This is a genomic window from Microlunatus parietis (assembly GCF_013407955.1).
GTDB lineage: Bacteria > Actinomycetota > Actinomycetes > Propionibacteriales > Propionibacteriaceae > Microlunatus > Microlunatus parietis.
The window spans coordinates 5,141,946-5,160,903 of the sequence record NZ_JACCBU010000001.1 but is presented as its reverse complement, the minus strand read 5'-3'; the positions used below and the strand labels follow the sequence as shown (position 1 = coordinate 5,160,903).

The following is an 18,958-nucleotide window of genomic DNA, read 5'->3' as shown; positions in this document are numbered from 1 at the left end:
TAAGGCCAGCCTAATTCCGACCTCCGTGGCCAAGCTGGCCCCGTTTACGCAAGAATGTCCGCCATGAGCAACCCATACGACCAGAACCCCTACGGTGGTGGGGGCGGCGCCGTGCCGCAGCCGCACCCCAAGGGCACCATGATCCTTGTCCTCGGCATCCTGTCGATCGTTCTCGGCTGCGGTGTCGTCGGCCTGATCCTCGGCATCGTCACGCTGGTGCAGTCCAAGCCCGTCCTGGCGGAGATCGACGCCAATCCGGCGGCGTACAACAACCGCCAGCAGGTCAACATCGGCCGCATCTGCGGCATCGTCGGCCTGATCATCGGCATCGTCGCGATCATCTTCTGGATCATCTACATCATCGCGATCGCCGCCGCCGTCGGCTCGGGCGCTTTGAACTGACCTTTCTGCCGAGGGGAACCGAGGCGCGGCTGGGGACGTCCGGATCACCGGACGTCCCCATTGACCTTTCCGGCCGAACGGAGCCCCGATGAGCCAGCCCCAGTACCACCAGCCGTACGGCTACGGACAGCCGAACCCGTACCCGCCGCACCAGCCCTCCTACCCACAGCAGCCCTACCCCTACGGTTACCCGCTGCCGGAGCACCCGCAGGGCACTACCATCCTCGTGCTCGGCATCGTGGGCTTCTTCGTCTTCCCCTGCGGGATCGTCGCCTGGTATCTCGGCCACAAGGCCATGCGGGAGATCCAGGCCGGCGGCGTCCGGTACGGCAACGAGTCGAACGTCAACATCGGCAAGATCCTGGGCATGGTGACGACAATCCTCGGTATGGTCGGAGTGGCGGTCGTGATCGCCTACTTCATCGTCTACATCGTCCTGATCGCCGGCATGATGGCGTCCGTCGCCGCATACTGATCAGGACACCGGACTTCACGCGAACGGAAGCACAGTGAGCCAGAACCCGCCGCCGTACGGCCAGGAACCCTACGGTCAGTCCGAGCCCCAGGGCCAGCAGCCGCCCTACGGACACCAGCAGTACGGGCAGCAGCCCTACGGTCAGCAGCCGCAGTACGGGCAGCAGCAGCCCTACGGTCAGCCGGCCCCCTATCAGCAGCCGTCGCCGTACGCGCAGCAGCCGTACCAGATGATGCAGGAGCACCCCCAGGGGACGGTGATCCTGGTGCTCGGCATCCTCGGCTTCGTGACCGGCATCTGCGGGGCGATCGCCTGGTACATGGGCAGCAAGGCTCAGAAGGAGATGCAGGCCAGCGGGATCCGCTACTCCAACGAGTCCAACATCAACATCGGCAAGATCCTCGGCATGGTCACCACGATCCTGATGGGCATCGGGCTCGTCTTCCTGGTGCTCTACATCATCTTCATCGTCGTGATGATCGCCTCCGTCGGCGCGGCCGCCTACTGAAGCAGGACCGCTGAGCGCGCCCCGACCGTGATCGGTCGGGGCGTCATCAGTTCCGCCGCCCGCCAGACCGAGGTCTCGATCGGGTACGGGGCGACGTTGATCAACTGCACCAGTTCGTCCCCGCCGTCGGGGCTGATCATGGCGGCAACCACGAGTCCCGGATCCGAAGCGTCGGTACGGTAACGGGGGCGGACGCCGAGCCGGTCCAGCAGGGCCGCATAGACCGCGAGATCGCACGGGTAGTCCGTGGTCAGCAGGATCGCCGTGCCGGCCCCGTGCCGAACCTCCAGCCCGACCGCGTCCCCGCCGGTGGTCCGGACCAGCACCGTCGCCTCGGAATGGCGCAGCGGCTGCGCAAAGCCGACCGCTACCTCCGGCCGGGTGAGCCCGGTCGTGGCCGGATCGAGCCGGACCGTCGGATGGTTGCTCCGGGTCCGGCCCCGTCGATCGACCACCTGGTCCGGCAGCGGCTCCCCCACCGTGATCGTGAGGGCGTCCGCCAGCAGCCGGCAGTCCCGGCCCAGCTCGTCCAGTACGGGCAGCGCGCCGGCCAACAGGAGTCGGCCGCCGGCGGCGACGTAGTCGGCCAGCAGCCGCTGGGTGACAGCGGCCAGCGAACGCCCGGAGACCAACGCCAGAACGGGATGCCCGGCCGGGGTGAGTCGTTCCGGCAGCTCGGCTTGGTCGATCGGGCGCGGGTCGGTCCGGTCAAGATCATCGTGCGGGCTGAGGTCGACGCCGGCGAGGCCGTACCCGCCGAGGACGAGGGCCCGGGCCAGGATCTGCCGCGGCCCGAAGCCGCGGAACCGGGCCAGCTCGTCCTGCAGGTCCCGGGTGGCCGGGTCGTCCGGTACCCGGTACTCGGTGAGGTAGTGATCGGCGACGAACCCGTACGCGAGGTCGGCGTGCGGGACCATCCCGGCGGCTCGCTGCTCGATCCGGTTCAGGTCGGTGATCACCTCGGTCAGCGCGGGCAGGGTCCGGCTCGGCCGGCCGGTGGGGCCGAGCGGTGCGGCGAAGCCGTGTTCCTCTCCGGTGAAGGCGATCCGGTCGATCCCGTCGCCGCCGGGCAGGTCCGGGTCGGTGTCCAGCGGCGGGTTGGTGCCGCCGGCGAACAGGTAGAAGTTGATCAAGCGGTTGCCGAGTGCGTGGGCCAGCCGGGTCTTCAGCGCGGTCGCCTCGGGCGGCACCAGCGCACCCAGGTCCTGGCCGTAGTCGCCGTCGCCGGCCTCGAACTCGAGCGCCGTCAGCGGCTGGTTCGGCCCGGCGGTCGCCGCCGCGAAGACGTTGCCCAGCACGAAATCGGCGACATTGCCGACCGTGAGATCGCCCAGATACATGTCGGAGCCGGCCACCGTGCCGGGCCGGTTCCGCCAGGTGCCGAGCAGCTGCGAGATCCCGATCGGGTAGGTCAGCCCGCGGCCGCCGCCGGTGCCGTGGATGTTGATCAAGAGCGGCAGCGTGGCGAGCCCGTGCCCGGCCACCCAGCCGGCCAAGGTGTCGGTGTAGCGGCGGAACCGGTCCCGGCAGAACCGCATCAGGTCGTCGGCGACCGCGAGCGCCGCGTCGGCCGGCGGGTCGGCGAGATAGCGCAGCACCGCCGCCGGTTCGGAGCCGGTCAGGCCGGGATGGCGCCCGAGTCGATCTTGGACGGCCAGCCAGGCCCGCCAGTCCGCCGCGACCGCCTCGGTCAGCGCCGGGCTGTTGGAGACCCAGGCCAGCATGCCGATCTCGTTGTCCAGCTGGATCGCGATCACCGGGCCGCCTTGATCATGGTGCCGTTCGGCGAGCACCGGCAGCACCGCGTCATACCAGCGGCGGGCCTCGGCCAGGAAGGCCGGCGCCAGGTAGTCCAAGTCGCGGGTCGGCGGCGGGGCGCCGCGCCAGCCGGGGGCGACCACACCGGGCAGCCCGTACACCCGGTGCGGGATGCCCTCGTTCTTCAACTCCGCCATGCAGAACGGTCCCGGCCGCGCGATCACCAGCAACCCGAGCTCCGCGGCCAGGTCACAGAACGCGCCGAGATCCCGCCAGTCCGCGGTCTCGCCGGTGACATCGATCCGGCCGTCCGGGAGTTCGTGAACCACCCACGGGATGTAGGTCGCGACCGCCTGCGCTCCGGTGTCCCGCAGGGCCACCAAGCGGTCCCGCCACTCGTCCCGGGCCAGCCGGAAGTAGTGCACCTCGCCCGCGAAGATCACCCGCGGCTCCCCGTCGATGATCAACTGCCGACCCCGCGTGGTGATCATGCATCCACCCTACGGCCCACGTCCCACCAGCCCCACTCCACCCAGTTTCCTGTCGCTTTACCAGAGAAACTTCTCGCGTAAAGCGACAGTTTTTCACGTAACGTGAAAAACTGACCGGCCGACGGAGGGGGCGCGTCAGCGGCCGGAGGGGATGACCAGGGCGAGGGCGATGACGGCGGCGCCGGCCAGGATCAGCATGGTCACGTCGAAGCCGCGGGCGCGGACGGCGAGCAGGCCGGCGCTCGCCTTCGGCAGGAACAGCCGGAGCAGGCCGCCGACGCCGAGGGCGGCCCCGATGATCATGGAGCCGACCCGCCAGGCCCCCGTACCGCCGAGAACGGCGTAGCCGAGACCGGCGAGCACGCCGGCCAGGACGATCAGCAGGGCCCAGGGGCTGAGGCCCCGGTCCGGGGGCAGCCGACGCTCGGGTTCGACCTCCGGCTGGTCCATGATCAACTCACCCGTCATGTCAGTGGAAGAAGTGCCGGGCTCCGGTGAGATACATGGTCACCCCGGCCGCCTTGGCCGCCTCGATCACCTCGGCGTCGCGGACCGAGCCGCCCGGCTGGACGATCGCCGAGACGCCCGCGTCGATGAGGATCTGGGCCCCGTCGGCGAACGGGAAGAACGCGTCCGACGCCGCCACCGAGCCGGCCGCCCGGTCGCCCGCCCGGCTGACCGCCAGCCGGGCCGAGTCGACCCGGTTCACCTGGCCCATCCCGACGCCGACCGAGGCGCCGTCCTTGGCCAGCAGGATCGCATTCGACTTGACCGACCGGGACGCCTTCCAGGCGAACTCGAGATCGGCCAGCACCGACTCCGCCGCCGGCTCGCCGGTCGCCAGCTGCCAGTTGGCCGCGTGATCGTGATCGGCGTCGGTGCCGTCGACGGTCTGCATCAGCAGGCCGCCGGAGACCGGCCTGATCTCGGCCCCGCCGGACGGCACCGGCTCGACCACGAGGATCCGGATGTTCTTCTTGGCCTGCAGGATCTCCACCGCGCCGTCGTCGTAGCCAGGCGCCATGATCACCTCGGTGAACACCTCGGCCACCTGGCGCGCCATCTCGACGCTGACCGGGCGGTTCGCGGCGATCACGCCGCCGAACGCGGAGACCGGGTCGCAGGCGTGCGCCTTCCGGTGCGCCTCGGCGATGTCCGTGCCGACCGCGATCCCGCACGGGTTGGTGTGCTTGATGATCGCGACCGCCGGCGCCTCGAAGTCAGCCGCGGCCCGCCGGGCGGCGTCGGCGTCGACGTAGTTGTTGTACGACATCTCCTTGCCGTGCAGCTGGGTCGCCCCCGCCAGGCCGGCCGGGCCGTGCCCGCTGCGATAGATCGCCGCCTGCTGGTGCGGGTTCTCGCCGTAGCGCAGCGTCGCCTGCTTGGTCCAGGTGGCGCCGACCCAGGCCGGGAACCCGGTTCCCTCGCTGGTGTCGCTGAGAACGTTGCCGAGCCAGCTCGCCACGGCGACGTCGTAGGTCGCGGTGTGGGTGAACGCGGCCGCGGCCAGCGCCTGCCGCTCGGCCAGCGTGAACCCGCCGGCCGTCAGCGCCTCGGCGAGCTGCCCGTACTGTGCGGGCGAGGTGATCACCGCGACCGACGGGTGGTTCTTCGCCGCGGCCCGGACCATCGCGGGCCCGCCGATGTCGATCTGCTCGATGCACTCGTCCGGCGTCGCGCCGGCCGCCACGGTCTCGGTGAACGGGTACAGGTTGCTGATCAACAACTGGAACGGCGCCACGCCGAGCTCGTCCAGCTGGTGGCGGTGATCATCGAGCCGCAGGTCAGCCAGCAGGCCGGCGTGGATCTTCGGGTGCAGCGTCTTCACCCGGCCGTCCAGGCACTCCGGGAAGCCGGTCAGCTGCTCGACCTGGGTCACCGGCAGGCCCGCGTCGGCGATCCGGCCGGCCGTCGAGCCGGTGGAGACGATCTCGACGCCGGCGTCGACGAGCTGCTGCGCGATCACCAGCAGGTCGGTCTTGTCGTAGACGGAGATCAGCGCGCGCTTGATCGCGATCTTGTCGGGTGCGGATTCGGTCATCGGTCCCAGCAGACCTTTCTGTCGATCACTCGCCACGGTTGGGTGACGAGCCGGTGGGTCGTCTCGACGAGCAATTTGCGCTCGGTGATCTTGATGCGTTCGTGCAAGGTTTCCTCGGTGTCGTCGTCGAGCACCGGTACGGCGTCCTGGGCGATGATCACGCCGTCGTCGACACCATGATCAACCAGGAAGATCGTCGCGCCGGTCACCTTCACTCCGTACGCGAGCGCGTCCCGCGGCCCGTGCATCCCCGGGAAGGACGGCAGCAGCGCCGGGTGCGTGTTGATCATGCGCCCGGCGAACGCGTCCAGGAAGGCCGGCCCGACCAGCTTCATGAAGCCGGCGCTGATCACCAGGTCCGGCCGGAAGGCGGCCACCCGCTCGGTCAACTCGCGGTCCCAGGCAGCCCGGTCCGATCCCTTCCGGTACGGCAGCGCGAACGAGTCGATCCCGGCGGCGCGGGCCCGGTCCAGCCCGGCGATCTTGGACCGGTCGGCGCCGACCCCGACGACCTCCGCACCGAACCCCGGGTCGGCCGAGGCGTCGATCAGGGCCTGCAACAGCGTGCCGCTGCCGGAGATCAGCACGACAAGGCGTTTCCGATCGGGCCCTGACTGGTTCACGGGCGCAGCCTACCGGCGGAATTGCCGGACCAGCCCGTACCCCAGACCGACCAGCAGCCCGGACAGGCCGAGCGTGCTCACCGCAAGCACGGCGAGTTCCGGCAGCCGCGGCCCGATGCCGGCCAGCCGGGCCTGCCCGAGGTCACCGCTGCAGGCCCAGGCGACACCGACGAAGACCAGGCCGGCCAGCGCGCCGGCCAGGCCGCCGACCAGGCAGGTCTGGTCCGGCCGCGCGTCCGGCCGGGCCCGGTTGACCAACCAGGCCGCGACGCCGCCCGCGACGATGCCGACGGCGAGCCAGGCCAGCTGTTCGGGCCGACCCGGTCCCTCGTCCGGCAGTCCGGCCAGCACCGGGATGGCCGGCAGCAGGCCGAGGTCGGTGTCGGCCGGCGAGACGACGGTGCCGGGGCCGAAGCTGAAGCCGGCGCCGAGGGCGAAGGACGCGGCCCAGACGATCAGGTTGGGGGCGAACGCCAGCTGCAGCACCAGCAGCGCGATGTTGCCCGGCACGCCCGGTGCGAGCGCGTCGATCAGCCCGCCGACCTGGCCCCAGGCGAGCGCCAGCGAGGTGACCAGCAGCCCGGCGCCGCCGACCAGCAGCGCCAGTTGCGCCGCGATCACGGCTCGCGGCAGCGGCCGGGCCCACTCCGGCCAGCGGTCGGCCGGGTCGAGCCCGAGGGCGTGTGCGGCACCGGCGGCGGCCGGCAAGCCGGCGATCAGGGCGGCGAGGACGGCGGCTCGGGGCAGCTGGGCCGGGTCGCCGGCCAGCAGCGTCGTCCCGGTCACCGCGAGGACGTACCCGCCGATCATGACGCCGGTCACGCTGAGCACCGCCGACAGGTCGGTCTCGGCCCGGCTGCGGCGGGCCGCGTAACCGGCGACCTGGAAGTGGAGCAGCACGAAGATCGCGGTCAGCCCCCACGGGATCAGCGTGATCCTGGTCGCACCGAACGATGCACCGGCGCCGTTGCCGAGCAGCCACAGCTGGGTTCCGACGCCGAGGGCGTCCAGCAGCGTGCCCGGGACCGAGGTGAGCCAGCCCACCACCGCGAATCCGGCGGCGAGCACCCAGCCGGCGGCCGCGGTCACGGCGACACCGATCGCCGCGACCGGCCAGCCACCGACCAGCGGGTGGCCCGGACCGGGCGAGGGATTGGCTGAACCGGCTGCACGTGGCACAGTCGTGCTCAGTTCGATCGTCTCGCCCGGCCGGCGCGCAGTCGTCCGCGAGGAGACGTTGCCGGGGGACGGGGAGGCCATGGTGATCCCATGGTTGCCCAGTCGATCGGCGAAAATCGCCCGGACACGCCCTGAGCGAGTAAAGTTTGCAGGTCCGCGCCCACGTCGGGGGTGTGGCGACCCACAGTCGAGGAGTACGAAGGAAACGATGGTCGGCAAGGATTCTTCCGATTACCGCCCACGGCGCGCGCTACCCGCCGACGACGAGGTCGACCTCCCCGAGCAGCAGCCGGTCCCTCCCCAGCTACCGGCTCGACAGCCGTCAACCCCGGCCGATGATCATACCGACGTACGCCCCGGAGACGACGACGACACGGCGTTCGGCTTCCCGGCATATTCGGAGGCCGAACCGGACCAGCCGAAGCCGCTCTACCGGGACGAGGTTCCGGGCCAGAGCAGCTTCGACGACCGGACCCGGATCCAGCAGCCCGCCGCGACACCGCGGGTCCGGCTCCCGGACAGCCGGCACCCCGACGAGGACGTCCTGGACGACCTCGGCGACATCGACGAGGACGGGCCGCGACTCGGCCAGCGGGGCCGGATGGCGCTGCTGATCGGCGCCGTCGCCGCCGTGGTCGTGCTCGGCCTGGCCATCGGCTACGCCGTGATCGGCCGGCCGAACGGCCCGAGCGCCAATCCGCCCAGCCCGAGCAACTCCCCGTCCACCACCGAGACCAACACCACCGGCACCCCCGAGCAGCCGCGCGGCGAGCTGCTGACGACCGAGATGCTGGTCGCCGCCGCCGACGCGAAGCCGATCGACGGGGCGCGGGACTGGAAGGTGTCGCGCACCCTGACCAAGACCGACAACAACTCGCCGAAGGCGGTCTGCCTCGGCACCGCGATCGAGGGCCTGCCGACGGCGCGCGAGGCGATGATCCAGACGCTGGAGAGCAACGGCAAGGAGCCGCCGGCGATCCTGCACCTGGCCAGCGCGTACGGTTCGCCGGAGGAGGCCGCGCAGGCGTATGCCCTGATCGCGAAGGCGGTCGGCAACTGCACCGTGAAGGATCGCGGCGCCTGGCTCTACACCGCGCGGGTGGTGACCGGCCTCGGCGACCAGTCGCTCGGGGTCGTGGTCAAGCTGGCCGGCGGCGAGCAGCCGGAGTACCGCAGCCTGATCCTGAGCCGGACCGGCCGGGTGCTGAACGTGGTCGACGTGGCCAAGCTGTCCGACGACGTACCGGTCGACAAGGCGGTCCGGACCGTCGCCGCGGCCGTCAACCGACAGTGCACCACCGCCGGCGGGGCCTGCGCGAAGCAGACCGCCGACAAGGCCGGCCCGCCGCCGGTCGGCGACCAGCCGGGCTACCTGTCCGGCGGCGACCTGCCGACGCCGGGCGACCAGGCCGGGCCGTGGTTCGCCGACGAGCCGCGCAACCTCACCGGACCGCAGCACGACAGCACCTGCGAGACCGCCGACCTGTCCAAGGTCGCCGGCGGCCGCGCCGTGTCCCGGACCTTCCTGGTCGACGGCGACTCCGGCGACTTCGGGCTGGACGAATACATGGTCACCCTGAAGTCGGAGGCGGAGGCCAAGAAACTGGCCAGGAAGTTCGTCGACGACTGGAAGTCCTGCGAGAAGCGCAAGATCACGCCGAAGGTCGAGGACCCGGTCAAGATCAAGGGCACCGGGGCGAAGGACGCCAAGATCAACGGCTGGGTGTCCGAGATCAAGGTGCCGACCAGCAACGCGAACTCGCGCACGTTCCGGGTCGGTGTGGCCTGGGTCGGCCCGAAGGTCGTCTACACGTTCCTCAGCCCGACCAAGAACCTGGACATCACCGACGGCGACTGGAAGCGGGTCACCGTCCGGGCCGCCGAGCGGGCCACCCAGGTCAACTGACCGGCGCGGGCGCGCGCCGCCTGCACCCGCCCGTCCGCGACCGCCGGGATCGGCCGTTTCGTGCGACGGACGGACCTGGGCGATGAGTTCGATGATCGCCGCGAGTCGTACCGGGTATGACGAATCTTCAGCAGTTGCTCCGCACCGTGGCGGGAGTCCTGCGATGAGCGCCGGCCTGACGGCAGCGCGTCCGCGGCTGGCCCTGGCAGTGCTCATGTTGCCGACGCTGCTGGTGTCGATGGACATGTTCGTGCTGCATTTCGCCGTTCCCGAACTCAGCGCCGATCTCCAGCCGAGCGCGGTCGAGTTGCTCTGGATCGTCGACGTGTACGGCTTCCTGGTGGCGGGTTCGCTGATCACGATGGGAACGCTCGGTGACCGGATCGGGCGGCGCCGGCTGCTGCTGATCGGTGCGGCGGCGTTCGCCGCCGCGTCGGTGCTGGCGGCGTTCTCGACCAGCCCGGCGATGTTGATCATCGCCCGAGCGCTCCTCGGGATGGTCGGTGCGAGTCTGCTGCCCTCCACACTGGCACTGATCCGTACGTTGTTCGAGGACGAGCGGGAGCGCGGGATCGCGTTCGGGGTCTGGGTGGCGGTGTTCACCAGTGGCGGGGCGATCGGGCCGCTTGTGGGCGGGGCGCTGCTGGAGCAGTTCTGGTGGGGATCGGTGTTCCTGCTCGGTGTGCCGGCGATGGCGCTGCTGCTGATCCTGGGGCCGGTGCTGCTGCCGGAGTCTCGCGATCCGCACCCCGGCCGGCTCGACCTGCCCAGTACAGCGATGTCGCTGCTGGCCGTGCTCGGCATCGTCTACGGACTGAAGCGCATCGCCGTCGACGGGCCCGACCTGGTCGCGGCCCTGGCCGGGCTCGGCGGACTGGCCGTGGGCGTGGTGTTCCTGCGCCGTCAGCGCCGGCTCGACCATCCCCTGATCGACCTGACCTTGTTCGGCTCGGCCCGGTTCAACCTCGCTCTGGTCGCTCAGCTCAGCGTGAACGCCGCGTGGGCCGGCACCTACCTGTTCGTCACCCAGCATCTGCAACTGGTGGCCGGGCTGACCCCGGTGGTGGCGGGGCTGTGGACCTTGCCGGGCGTCGCGGCGGGCGTGATCACCTCCACCCTGGTACCGCGACTGCGCGGACGGCTGCGGCCGGAGTTGGTGCTGGCCGGAGTGATGGCGGTGTCCGCGGCCGGCTGCGTCGTGCTCGCGACCGCCGGGACCGGAATCGGCACGGTGGTGGTCGGAGCGGCGCTGGTGATGGCGATGGCCAGCGCGATCGTTGCCGTGAGCACCGACGTGATCGTCGGATCCGCGCCGCCGGAACGGGCCGGTGCGGCGTCGTCGATCTCGGAGACCAGTTCCGAACTCGGCATCGCCTTCGGTGTCGCGCTGCTGGGCGCCGCCGGTGCCGCGGCGTTCCGGAACGTGCTGGTCGGGCCCGCCGGCATCCCGGACTCGGCCCTCGGCACCCTCGGCGGGGCGCTCGACGCCGCCCACGGCCAACCCGGTGGAGAGGCGTTCGCCGCCGCGGCCCGAGCGGCGTTCCTGACCGGGATGCACACCGCGGCCTGGGTCGGCGCCGCGATCATGATCGCCGCCGCAGCGACCGCCCTGGTCCTGGCCCGGCGCACGCCGGAGCCGCAGCTGCAGCCACTCAGCTGAGGACCGGTTCGACCTCCGGGGTCCGCCGCCGGAGCCCGCGGACCATCAGGTAGCCGCCGAGGAAGAGTTCGCTGGTGATAATCGGCAGGACCAGGGCAGGCCGCAGCGCCGGCTCGGTCACGAACACGTTCGCCAGGACGCCGACCGCGCCGACCAGGCCCCAGACGACCAGGTAGCGCGGGACCAGGCCGGACCGGTGCAGCATCAGATAGAGCAGCAGTGCGCCGGCACCGAAGAGCACCGGCACCCCGGTGCCGACCAGGCCGTCGCGGACCGCGGTGAGCAGGGCCAGGTCATCCGGCGCGGTCAGCCTGAGTTGGATCACCGGGATCAGCGCAGCGGTGGCGCAGACCGTGGCCTCGACGATTCTGATGCCGAGATACCCGGCCGCGAGGCCGGGCTGACTGCGCCCGAGTGGTACGGACAGCGCCGCCGCGATGCCGATCACGGCCAGCGCGTTGATCAACTCGAGGACGACGCCCAAGATCACCACCGGGCCGCCGGACGACAGCCGCTCCGCGGCGTCGGGCCCGCCCAGTACCGTCTGGATCAGGGTGCCGCCGACAAGGCTGGCGACGATGGCCGTCACGAACAGGGCCCCCGCGAAGCGGGCGCTGATCGAATCTGTGTTCACTGGTCCCCCTCAGGACGCTGATGTTCGAAGACCTCACCGATCGGTACGCCGAACGCGTCGGCGATCCGGAAGGCGAGCTCGAGCGACGGCGTGTATTTGCCGGCCTCGACGTTCATGATCGTTTGGCGGGAGGCGCCGACCCGTTCGGCGAGCTCCAACTGGGTCATCTCGTCGGCGAAGAACCGCAGCCGGCGGATGTTGTTGGTGATGATCAACTTCTCAGCCATGGCCCACGCCCCGTTCGAGGCGGTAGACCGTGACCGCTCCGCCGGCCAGCGAGCCGACCACGAACGCGCCGAGGACCATGTGCAGCACGACGACGGCCGAGGCTCCCAGTGCCCCGGCCGCCAGCCCGGCGACGAAGCCGAGCCCGACGATCAGGTAGCCGAGTTGGCCGGACCGCAGCCGGATCGCCCGGTCCATCTCGTCCGGCAGCAGCGACGAGGTCATGACCCGCTCGGCCGCGTCGCCGTCGGTGACGGACAGTCGGGCCGCCAGCACGACGTGGAACAGGATCTGCACCACGATCAGCACCACGACCGTCACCGCGACGAAGCCCAGCATCGCGAGCGACCAGGAGCGCAGCGCGTCCGGGCCGGGCTCGTTCCGGTTGACCGCGTAGATCAGGTAGCCGATCGCGAGCAGAGCGCCCGTGATCATGGTCGTCAGGACCCGCTTGCTCTTGTACGACATCGAGGCGCTCCGTCGAATCGTTTGGACTTGGTGTCAAGTATCTTAGACATAAAGTCCAAACGTTTCTACTCCACCGTCGAGGGCTGAGCCCAACGCTCCCTGAGCTTGTCGAAGGGCAGCAGGTTGACGCTTGGGCCCGCGAAGCTGCCGGCGGCACCGAGCGTGGGCGGATGGGCCACGTCGACGCAAGGACACGAGCCCACGTCCCGGCGGCACCGAGCGGACGCTTAGACCTCGATCTCGGCGAATCTGCCGGTCAAGCAGTCCGTTCGGCGATGTCGAGGCTGCGATGGTGGTGATGCTCAGGTCGCGGTGACGAAGCGGTCGGATGAGGGTCAGGAGCTGCGCACCCGATCCAGCGCGACCAGGGCGAGCAGCAGGGCGGCCAGGGACTCGTTGTCGGTGATCTCTTGGCGCCGGATCCTGGCGAACAGGTCGCGGAACGGCATCGCGAGGACGTCGGAGATTCCCTCGACCTCGCGCTCGTCACCGCCGACCCGGCTCAGGCCGGTGGCCAGGAAGACTCGGCCGGGCGCATCGGCGACGCCGTTCAGGCTGTACACCGGACCCAGGTCGCGCCAGGTGGCCGCGGCGTAGCCCGTCTCCTCGCGGAGCTCCCGGGCTGCCGCGACATGCGGTTCGTCGTCGTCCACCCCGCCGCCGGGTACCTCGAGCGAGTCGACGCCGGTGGTGTAGCGGCGCTGCCTGATCATGATCACGTCGCCGTCGCCGGTGACCGGGGACGACGAACACGGCCGGCCGGTTCACCGTGACGACGCCGTACGTCCCGGGCACTCCGTCCGGCCGGACCAGGTCGTCCTCCCGGACATTGATCCAGGCGTTGCGGTAGATCTCCCGGCTCGATCTCGTCTGCCAGCCCATCCGCGGATCCCCTTTCCGGTAACGGGTCCGGACATGATCACGCCCCGCCCTCCATGATCAGGAGAGCGGGGCGTGTTCGTGAAGATCAGGAGCCGGCGAGCCCGGTCATGATCTCCCGCATCAGCTGTGCGGTCTCGCTCGGCGTCTTGCCGACCTTGACCCCGGCGGCCTCGAGGGCCTCCTTCTTGGCCGCGGCGGTGCCGGACGAGCCGGAGACGATCGCGCCGGCGTGGCCCATCGTCTTTCCTTCCGGAGCGGTGAAACCGGCCACGTAGCCGACCACCGGCTTGGTCACGTTCGCCTTGATGAACTCGGCCGCCCGCTCCTCGGCGTCGCCGCCGATCTCGCCGATCATCACCACGGCGTCGGTGTCCGGATCGTCCTGGAACGCTTGCAGGGCGTCGATGTGGGTGCTGCCGATCACCGGGTCGCCGCCGATCCCGATCGCGGTGGAGAAGCCGAAGTCGCGCAGCTCGTACATCATCTGGTACGTCAGCGTGCCCGACTTGGAGACCAGCCCGATCCGGCCGGACTTGGTGATGTCGGCCGGGATGATGCCGGCGTTGGAGACCCCGGGCGTGATCAACCCGGGGCAGTTCGGCCCGATCAACCGGGTCTTGGAACCCTGCGCCAGCGTGAAGAACTCGGCCGTGTCCTTGACCGGTACGCCCTCGGTGATCACCACGACCAGCGGCACCTCGGCCCCGATCGCCTCGACCACCGCGCCCTTGGTGAACTTCGCCGGGACGAAGATCACGCTGACGTTCGCGCCGGTGGCCGCGACGGCCTCGCCGACCGAGCTGAAGACCGGCACGTCGGTGCCTTCGAAGTCGACCGACTGGCCGCCCTTGCCCGGCGTGACGCCGCCGACGATCTTCGTACCGGACTTGATCATCCGGCCCGTGTGTTTGCGGCCTTCGGAGCCGGTCATGCCCTGGACGATGACCTTCGAATCCGCGTTCAACCAAACTGCCATGACTCGACGCTCCCTCAGCTCGCTGCCAGCTCGGCGGCGCGGCGGGCCGCACCGTCCATGGTGTCCACCTGTTCCAGGCCGGGCAGCTTCGCCTCGGTCAGGATCGACCGGCCCAGCTCGGCGTTGTTGCCGTCCAACCGGACCACCAGCGGCTTGGTCACCGCCTCGCCACGCGACTCGAGCAGCTGGAACGCCTGCACGATGCCGTTGGCCACCTCGTCACAGGCGGTGATGCCGCCGAAGACGTTCACGAACACGCTCTTCACCTGTTGATCACCGAGGATGATCTCCAGCCCGGACGCCATCACCTCGGCGTTCGCGCCGCCGCCGATGTCCAGGAAGTTGGCCGGCTTTGGCTTGGCGGTGAACTCCTCGCCCGCGTACGCGACGACGTCGAGGGTGCTCATCACGAGCCCGGCGCCGTTGCCGATGATGCCGACCGCGCCGTCCAGCTTCACGTAGTTGAGGTCCTTGGCCTTCGCCGCCGCCTCCAGCGGGTCCTCGGCCGACTTGTCCGCCAGCGCCGCGTGGTCCGGGTGCCGGAAGGCGGCGTTGTCGTCCAGCGTCACCTTGCCGTCCAGCGCGATGATCTTGCCGTCGCCGGTCTTCACCAGCGGGTTGACCTCGACCAGCGTGGTGTCCTCCGCGCCGTACACGGTGCCGAGCAGCTGCAGCACCCGGGCGATCTCGGCCCGGTCCGCCTCGGCGAAGCCCGCGGCCGCGACGATCTCGTCGGCCTTGGCCTGGTCGATGCCCACGTTCGGGTCGACCGGAATCCGGGCCAGCGCGTCCGGCCGCTCGACGGCGAGCTGCTCGATGTCCATGCCACCTTCCTTCGAGCACATCGCCAGGTACTGGCGGTTCGCCCGGTCCAGCAGCAGAGAGAAGTAGTACTCCTCGGCGATGTCGGCTCCCTCGGCGATCATCACCGTCCGCACCGTGTGGCCCTTGATGTCCATCCCGAGGATCTCCTCGGCGCGGGCCGCGGCCTCGTCCGGGCTCTTGGCGATCTTGACCCCGCCCGCCTTGCCCCGGCCACCGGTCTTCACCTGCGCCTTGACCACGACCACCGGCGTGCCCAGCTGCTCCGCTGCGGCCCTGGCCTCCGCCGGTGTCGTCGCGGTGATCCCGCGCAGGACCGGGACCCCGTGCGCCTCGAAGAGATCGCGCGCCTGGTACTCGTACAGATCCACGACGGCTCCATCCAGATTTCGTTGTGTCTGATTGCTGTGCTTCAGTGCGATCGGAGCCTAACGTCTCAGCCGTACGGAGAGCACAACAGCCCCGTCACTCCGGGAGGTTCACCCGGCCCGGCCGACGTTGGCCCGGACCCAGTCGACGATCTCGGCCATCGACGCGCCCGGGGTGAAGATCCCGGTGACGCCGAGCTCGGCCAGCCGCTCCCGGTCGGCGTCCGGGATGATCCCGCCGCCGAACACGACGATGTCGTGCGCGTCCGCCTCCCGGAGCAGTTCGACCACCCGGGCGAACAGCGTCAGGTGCGCGCCGGACAACACGGAGAGCCCGATCCCGTCGGCGTCCTCGGCGATCGCGGTCCGGACGATCTGTTCCGGACTCTGGTGCAGTCCGGTGTAGATGACCTCCATGCCCGCATCGCGCAGGGCCCGGGCGACGACCTTGACGCCCCGATCGTGACCGTCCAGGCCCGGTTTGGCGACCACGATGCGCAGTCGGCCGGAACCCGCCGATTCCGACGAAACGGTATTCACTCGGGCAGATTACTACCGCAACGCCCGGCGAATTAACGAACATTTGTTCGAAAGAACCGGGGTGGCGAACTCAGGGTCTCCGAGCGCGAATTCCGATACGCCGAGAACGGCCCGCCGGAGTGCCTCAGAACTCGGTTTCCCAACCTGCGAGACGGGGACTTCCCGCGTCATCACCGGCTACCACTAGGCTCGGCGCTCGCCAGAACGCGACACGCAACGGGAAAAACGGCCCGGGGTTTGTGGACCAGTTATCTTTCCGTTATCTTCTTTCAGTGGTCGCTCGACCGAGCGATACGCGGCAGGGACTATGCGGGGTCACCTACCCCAGAGTGAAGGGATGAACGTTGACGGTTGAGGAAGCAACAACCGGGGGCGTTCGCCGTACGTGGAACGACGAGGAGATCCGTAGGTGATTCCCGAACCGCTCCGGCGCAAGTCGCGCCGGGCGCTTTCTTCCATCGAGCCCCAAGAACGACGCGGTTGGTTGACCCATGGCATCGCCGCGCTGACGGTTTCAGCCCTCGGCCTCGCGGTCGCCGGCTCCGTCGCGCTGAGCACCTCCGCCGCCGAGGGTGGCCAGGTCGCGATCACCCGACCGAATGTCCAGGCCGCCCAGCCGCAGAACCAGGGCGACCGGCGCGAGGCCGCCGCCGAGGACCCGAGCCGCAGCCAGGACCGTGAGCTGCAGGCCAAGGAACTCGCCGCCTACCGCGAAGAGGCGCTGGCCCGCGACGCCGAGGCCGCCCTCAAGGCAGCGCACGAGGAGAACCTGAAGCAGCGTTCCGAGGATCTCAGCGAAGCGGAGAAGGAGAGCTACGAGAACGCCGCGCGGATCGCCAAGGAGCGTCGCGAGGCCGCCGCTCGCCGGGCCGCCGAACAGGGCAACCAGGACGACTCCTCCGACGACAGCTCGAACGACGACTCCGATGACGGCTCGTACGACGACTCCAGCGACGACACCGAGCCGCCGCCGTCGTCCGGTGGCGGCGCCGCCTCGCCGGTGCCGGGCGCGGTGATCGGTGCCTACTTCGGCCAGACCGGACTCTGGGCCCGCTACCACACCGGCCTCGACTTCCGGGCCGGCTCGGGCACGCCGATCAAGTCGGTCCAGTCGGGCACCGTGCTGCACGCCGGTTACGGCGGCAACGCCGGCAGCTGGGCCGGCAACTACGTCGCGATCAAGCACCCGGACGGCAACACCACGCTGTACGCGCACATGTCGAGCAACTCGGTCAGCCCCGGCCAGCGCGTCTCGGCCGGCCAGGTGATCGGCCACGTCGGCTCGACCGGTCGCTCGTTCGGCGCCCACCTGCACTTCGAGCTCTACCGGCCGGGCGCCCGGTACGGCGACGTCTACAGCGCGTCGAACCCGCAGCCCTGGCTGAACGCGCTGGGCGTCAACACCAACTGAGTCCCGACCCGGTCGGCCGACCAGGATCTAATCGGTGATCGGGGCGGCGGCCGCCTCCGGCTGACCGGCCGAGGCCAGGCTACTCAAGGTCCGCTGGAGCACCTGCGTGTTCTCGAGCGTCTCGACCGAGGTCACCCTCCCCCACCGCAGGGTGAGGAACTGCATCACCGTGTTCTGGTACGGGGTGCCGTCCGGCAGCGAGCCCGCGACGTTCGACCGCACCGCCACCCGGGTCCGCCACGGACCGCCGTCGACCACGATGTCTCGGACGTCGAACCGGATCCCGGGCAGCAGCCGCAGCATTCGCTGCCACCAGCGCTCCATCCCGTCCCTGGTCGTGCGCCGACCGCCGAGCGCATGCTCGCCGTGGAAGTCGTACACGAACTCCGGCGCCAGGCCGTCGATCATCGTCTGGTAGTCACCCTCGTTGATCCGGTCGAAGATCGAGCGCAGTTGGCCCGCACCACGCGTTTGTACATGATCGTCGCCACCTAGCTACGTTACTCTGAGTAACTCATATGGTACGACCAGGACGCCCGCGCAACAGTTCGATCGACGGCGAACTGCTCCAGGCCCTCGCCGAACTGGTCGCCGAGCACGGCTACACCGCCGTGACCGTCGACCAGGTGGTGCGGCGGGCCGGCACCAACAAGCCCGCGTTCTACCGCCGGTTCCCCGATCTCGCCGCGGCCGTGCCGGTCCTGCTCGCGAGCCGGTACGGGATCGACGAGGACATCGACACCGGCTCCCTGGTCGGCGACCTGGTCGAGGTGCAGCGACGACAGCTGCGGCTGTTCACGGACCCGGCGGTGACCCGGGGTCTGCTCGGCTGGGCCGCCGAGGTGGACGCCGATCCGGCCCGCGGCGAGTCGTTCGTCGCCGACTATCTCCGGCCCCGCCGCGCCCATGCCGGCATCCTGATCGACCGCGCGGTGACCCGCGGCGAGATCGAGCCGGGCGCCGACCCGGATTGGATCGCCGACCTGCTCACCGGACCGCTGGCGCTGCATGTGGTGATGCCCGGGCTGCCGGCGGTCGATGACCGGTTGATCGCGCGCACCGTTCACGCCGCCCTGGACGCGCTCGGCTTCGGCGGCGACCGCGGCCAGGTCTGACCTCGACCATCAGGGCTCGGCGGTGCTGAGTTTCTTGAGCTCGTCGACCAGGTGCTCCAGTGCCGGCAGCGCGGCGGCGATGGCCTCCCGGTCCGGATGGTCGAGCCGATCCAGGCAGGCCTGGACCACCTGGCCCCGGCTGTCCCGGATCCGCTCGGTCATCGCCCGGCCGTCCGGCGTGATCTCGACCCAGGCGGCTCGCAGGTCGTCGGGGTTCTGCCGCCGCCGGATCAGGCCGAGTTCGTCCAGCCGGCCGACGATCCGCGACACCATCGTGGGGTTCAGGCTCTCCAGCCGGGCCAGTTCAGCCAGACTCAGCGGCCCGCGCCCGCCGATCAGGCCGAGCGCCGACGCCTGGCTCGGCGTCAGCCCCTCATGCGTGGCCGAAGCATTGAGCTGGCGCGACAACCGGCCGATCACCGCCCGCAACCGGGCCACCTCGTCCGTGTCCATCCCCTGGCCTTCCAGTTACTT

At 70.3% G+C, this 18,958-nt stretch carries 21 protein-coding genes and 1 pseudogene; 7 read left to right on the top strand and 15 right to left on the bottom strand.

The window, feature by feature from the left end; translation table 11 throughout:
- The first annotated feature begins 54 nt into the window (after positions 1–54).
- The 3 genes from BKA15_RS24905 to BKA15_RS24895 all read left to right on the top strand — a co-directional run bounded on the left by BKA15_RS24905 (position 55) and on the right by BKA15_RS24895 (position 1,385).
- A complete protein-coding gene (locus BKA15_RS24905; protein WP_179755392.1) occupies positions 55–402 on the top strand; it encodes a CCC motif membrane protein in 348 nt (115 codons plus the stop codon).
- Between the two features lie 88 nt (positions 403–490).
- Entirely contained in the window at positions 491–877 is a 387-nt protein-coding gene (locus BKA15_RS24900) for a DUF4190 domain-containing protein (RefSeq protein WP_179755390.1), read from the top strand.
- A 34-nt stretch (positions 878–911) separates the two neighbouring features.
- The gene (locus tag BKA15_RS24895) at positions 912–1,385 is read left to right on the top strand and encodes a DUF4190 domain-containing protein (protein WP_179755388.1); all 474 of its coding nucleotides are present in this window, start codon (positions 912–914) and stop codon (positions 1,383–1,385) included.
- Here the strand turns inward: BKA15_RS24895 and BKA15_RS24890 are convergent.
- From BKA15_RS24890 to BKA15_RS24870, 5 genes are all read right to left on the bottom strand, one after another.
- Positions 1,379–3,634, bottom strand: a complete 2,256-nt coding sequence (locus tag BKA15_RS24890; protein WP_179755386.1) for a beta-galactosidase — start codon at positions 3,632–3,634, stop codon at positions 1,379–1,381. The genes BKA15_RS24895 and BKA15_RS24890 overlap by 7 nt on opposite strands.
- A gap of 135 nt (positions 3,635–3,769) precedes the next feature.
- The gene (locus tag BKA15_RS24885) at positions 3,770–4,102 is read right to left on the bottom strand and encodes a DUF3017 domain-containing protein (protein WP_246322419.1); all 333 of its coding nucleotides are present in this window, start codon (positions 4,100–4,102) and stop codon (positions 3,770–3,772) included.
- 1 nt (position 4,103) lies between these two features.
- The gene (gene purH / locus BKA15_RS24880) at positions 4,104–5,675 is read right to left on the bottom strand and encodes a bifunctional phosphoribosylaminoimidazolecarboxamide formyltransferase/IMP cyclohydrolase (protein WP_179755384.1); all 1,572 of its coding nucleotides are present in this window, start codon (positions 5,673–5,675) and stop codon (positions 4,104–4,106) included.
- Positions 5,672–6,298, bottom strand: a complete 627-nt coding sequence (gene purN / locus BKA15_RS24875; RefSeq protein ID WP_179755382.1) for a phosphoribosylglycinamide formyltransferase — start codon at positions 6,296–6,298, stop codon at positions 5,672–5,674. The genes purH and purN overlap by 4 nt, the downstream gene beginning before the upstream one ends.
- Before the next feature lie 9 nt (positions 6,299–6,307).
- Complete coding sequence (locus tag BKA15_RS24870) at positions 6,308–7,558, bottom strand: cell division protein PerM (RefSeq protein WP_179755380.1); 1,251 nt, start codon at positions 7,556–7,558, stop codon at positions 6,308–6,310.
- Positions 7,559–7,685: 127 nt separating this feature from the next.
- Between BKA15_RS24870 and BKA15_RS24865 the strand changes: the two genes are divergently transcribed.
- Positions 7,686–9,383, top strand: a complete 1,698-nt coding sequence (locus BKA15_RS24865) for a hypothetical protein (RefSeq protein ID WP_179755378.1) — start codon at positions 7,686–7,688, stop codon at positions 9,381–9,383.
- 163 nt (positions 9,384–9,546) lie between these two features.
- The gene (locus BKA15_RS24860) at positions 9,547–11,043 is read left to right on the top strand and encodes an MFS transporter (RefSeq protein WP_179755376.1); all 1,497 of its coding nucleotides are present in this window, start codon (positions 9,547–9,549) and stop codon (positions 11,041–11,043) included.
- Here BKA15_RS24860 and BKA15_RS24855 read toward each other — a convergent pair.
- From BKA15_RS24855 to icmB, 8 genes and pseudogenes are all read right to left on the bottom strand, one after another.
- The gene (locus BKA15_RS24855; RefSeq protein WP_179755374.1) at positions 11,036–11,677 is read right to left on the bottom strand and encodes a DUF4386 domain-containing protein; all 642 of its coding nucleotides are present in this window, start codon (positions 11,675–11,677) and stop codon (positions 11,036–11,038) included. The two genes, BKA15_RS24860 and BKA15_RS24855, sit on opposite strands and share 8 nt — an antisense overlap.
- The gene (locus tag BKA15_RS24850) at positions 11,674–11,904 is read right to left on the bottom strand and encodes a helix-turn-helix transcriptional regulator (protein WP_179755372.1); all 231 of its coding nucleotides are present in this window, start codon (positions 11,902–11,904) and stop codon (positions 11,674–11,676) included. Before BKA15_RS24850 ends, BKA15_RS24855 begins: the two co-directional genes overlap by 4 nt.
- Complete coding sequence (locus BKA15_RS24845) at positions 11,897–12,370, bottom strand: hypothetical protein (protein WP_179755370.1); 474 nt, start codon at positions 12,368–12,370, stop codon at positions 11,897–11,899. The genes BKA15_RS24850 and BKA15_RS24845 overlap by 8 nt, the downstream gene beginning before the upstream one ends.
- Before the next feature lie 335 nt (positions 12,371–12,705).
- Entirely contained in the window at positions 12,706–13,083 is a 378-nt protein-coding gene (locus BKA15_RS24840; protein WP_246323168.1) for an NUDIX domain-containing protein, read from the bottom strand.
- A gap of 106 nt (positions 13,084–13,189) precedes the next feature.
- Positions 13,190–13,252 (bottom strand): annotated as a pseudogene (locus BKA15_RS37495) (NUDIX hydrolase); the annotation flags it as partial.
- Between the two features lie 85 nt (positions 13,253–13,337).
- The gene (gene sucD / locus BKA15_RS24835; RefSeq protein ID WP_179755368.1) at positions 13,338–14,228 is read right to left on the bottom strand and encodes a succinate--CoA ligase subunit alpha; all 891 of its coding nucleotides are present in this window, start codon (positions 14,226–14,228) and stop codon (positions 13,338–13,340) included.
- Positions 14,229–14,242: 14 nt separating this feature from the next.
- On the bottom strand, positions 14,243–15,421 hold the full coding sequence (gene sucC / locus BKA15_RS24830; protein ID WP_179755366.1) for an ADP-forming succinate--CoA ligase subunit beta: 1,179 nt from the start codon (positions 15,419–15,421) through the stop codon (positions 14,243–14,245).
- A 108-nt stretch (positions 15,422–15,529) separates the two neighbouring features.
- Positions 15,530–15,958, bottom strand: a complete 429-nt coding sequence (icmB, locus tag BKA15_RS24825; protein WP_179755364.1) for a coenzyme B12-dependent isobutyryl CoA mutase small subunit — start codon at positions 15,956–15,958, stop codon at positions 15,530–15,532.
- Between the two features lie 484 nt (positions 15,959–16,442).
- Between icmB and BKA15_RS24820 the strand changes: the two genes are divergently transcribed.
- Positions 16,443–17,369, top strand: a complete 927-nt coding sequence (locus BKA15_RS24820) for a M23 family metallopeptidase (protein ID WP_179755362.1) — start codon at positions 16,443–16,445, stop codon at positions 17,367–17,369.
- A 27-nt stretch (positions 17,370–17,396) separates the two neighbouring features.
- On the opposite strand, the gene BKA15_RS24815 is transcribed toward BKA15_RS24820, so the two are convergent.
- Positions 17,397–17,813: a nuclear transport factor 2 family protein gene (locus BKA15_RS24815; RefSeq protein WP_312879707.1), complete on the bottom strand. Its 417-nt coding sequence runs from the start codon at positions 17,811–17,813 to the stop codon at positions 17,397–17,399.
- A gap of 74 nt (positions 17,814–17,887) precedes the next feature.
- Between BKA15_RS24815 and BKA15_RS24810 the strand changes: the two genes are divergently transcribed.
- Positions 17,888–18,484, top strand: a complete 597-nt coding sequence (locus tag BKA15_RS24810; protein WP_179755358.1) for a TetR/AcrR family transcriptional regulator — start codon at positions 17,888–17,890, stop codon at positions 18,482–18,484.
- Between the two features lie 9 nt (positions 18,485–18,493).
- Here the strand turns inward: BKA15_RS24810 and BKA15_RS24805 are convergent, their stop codons facing one another.
- Positions 18,494–18,937 (bottom strand): MarR family winged helix-turn-helix transcriptional regulator, encoded by a 444-nt coding sequence (locus BKA15_RS24805; RefSeq protein WP_179755356.1) that lies wholly within the window; start codon positions 18,935–18,937, stop codon positions 18,494–18,496.
- Between the last annotated feature and the right edge of the window lie 21 nt (positions 18,938–18,958).

Coding starts and splice junctions, on each gene's coding strand:
- BKA15_RS24845 (WP_179755370.1), bottom strand. CDS start 12,370: ATGTCGTACAAGAGCAAGCGGGTCCTGACGACCATGATCACGGGCGCT.
- BKA15_RS24865 (WP_179755378.1), top strand. CDS start 7,686: ATGGTCGGCAAGGATTCTTCCGATTACCGCCCACGGCGCGCGCTACCC.
- BKA15_RS24860 (WP_179755376.1), top strand. CDS start 9,547: ATGAGCGCCGGCCTGACGGCAGCGCGTCCGCGGCTGGCCCTGGCAGTG.
- BKA15_RS24850 (WP_179755372.1), bottom strand. CDS start 11,904: ATGGCTGAGAAGTTGATCATCACCAACAACATCCGCCGGCTGCGGTTC.
- BKA15_RS24870 (WP_179755380.1), bottom strand. CDS start 7,558: ATGGCCTCCCCGTCCCCCGGCAACGTCTCCTCGCGGACGACTGCGCGC.
- BKA15_RS24905 (WP_179755392.1), top strand. CDS start 55: ATGTCCGCCATGAGCAACCCATACGACCAGAACCCCTACGGTGGTGGG.
- BKA15_RS24885 (WP_246322419.1), bottom strand. CDS start 4,102: ATGACGGGTGAGTTGATCATGGACCAGCCGGAGGTCGAACCCGAGCGT.
- BKA15_RS24810 (WP_179755358.1), top strand. CDS start 17,888: ATGGTACGACCAGGACGCCCGCGCAACAGTTCGATCGACGGCGAACTG.
- BKA15_RS24890 (WP_179755386.1), bottom strand. CDS start 3,634: ATGATCACCACGCGGGGTCGGCAGTTGATCATCGACGGGGAGCCGCGG.
- BKA15_RS24900 (WP_179755390.1), top strand. CDS start 491: ATGAGCCAGCCCCAGTACCACCAGCCGTACGGCTACGGACAGCCGAAC.
- BKA15_RS24840 (WP_246323168.1), bottom strand. CDS start 13,083: ATGATCAGGCAGCGCCGCTACACCACCGGCGTCGACTCGCTCGAGGTA.
- purH (WP_179755384.1), bottom strand. CDS start 5,675: ATGACCGAATCCGCACCCGACAAGATCGCGATCAAGCGCGCGCTGATC.
- BKA15_RS24805 (WP_179755356.1), bottom strand. CDS start 18,937: ATGGACACGGACGAGGTGGCCCGGTTGCGGGCGGTGATCGGCCGGTTG.
- sucD (WP_179755368.1), bottom strand. CDS start 14,228: ATGGCAGTTTGGTTGAACGCGGATTCGAAGGTCATCGTCCAGGGCATG.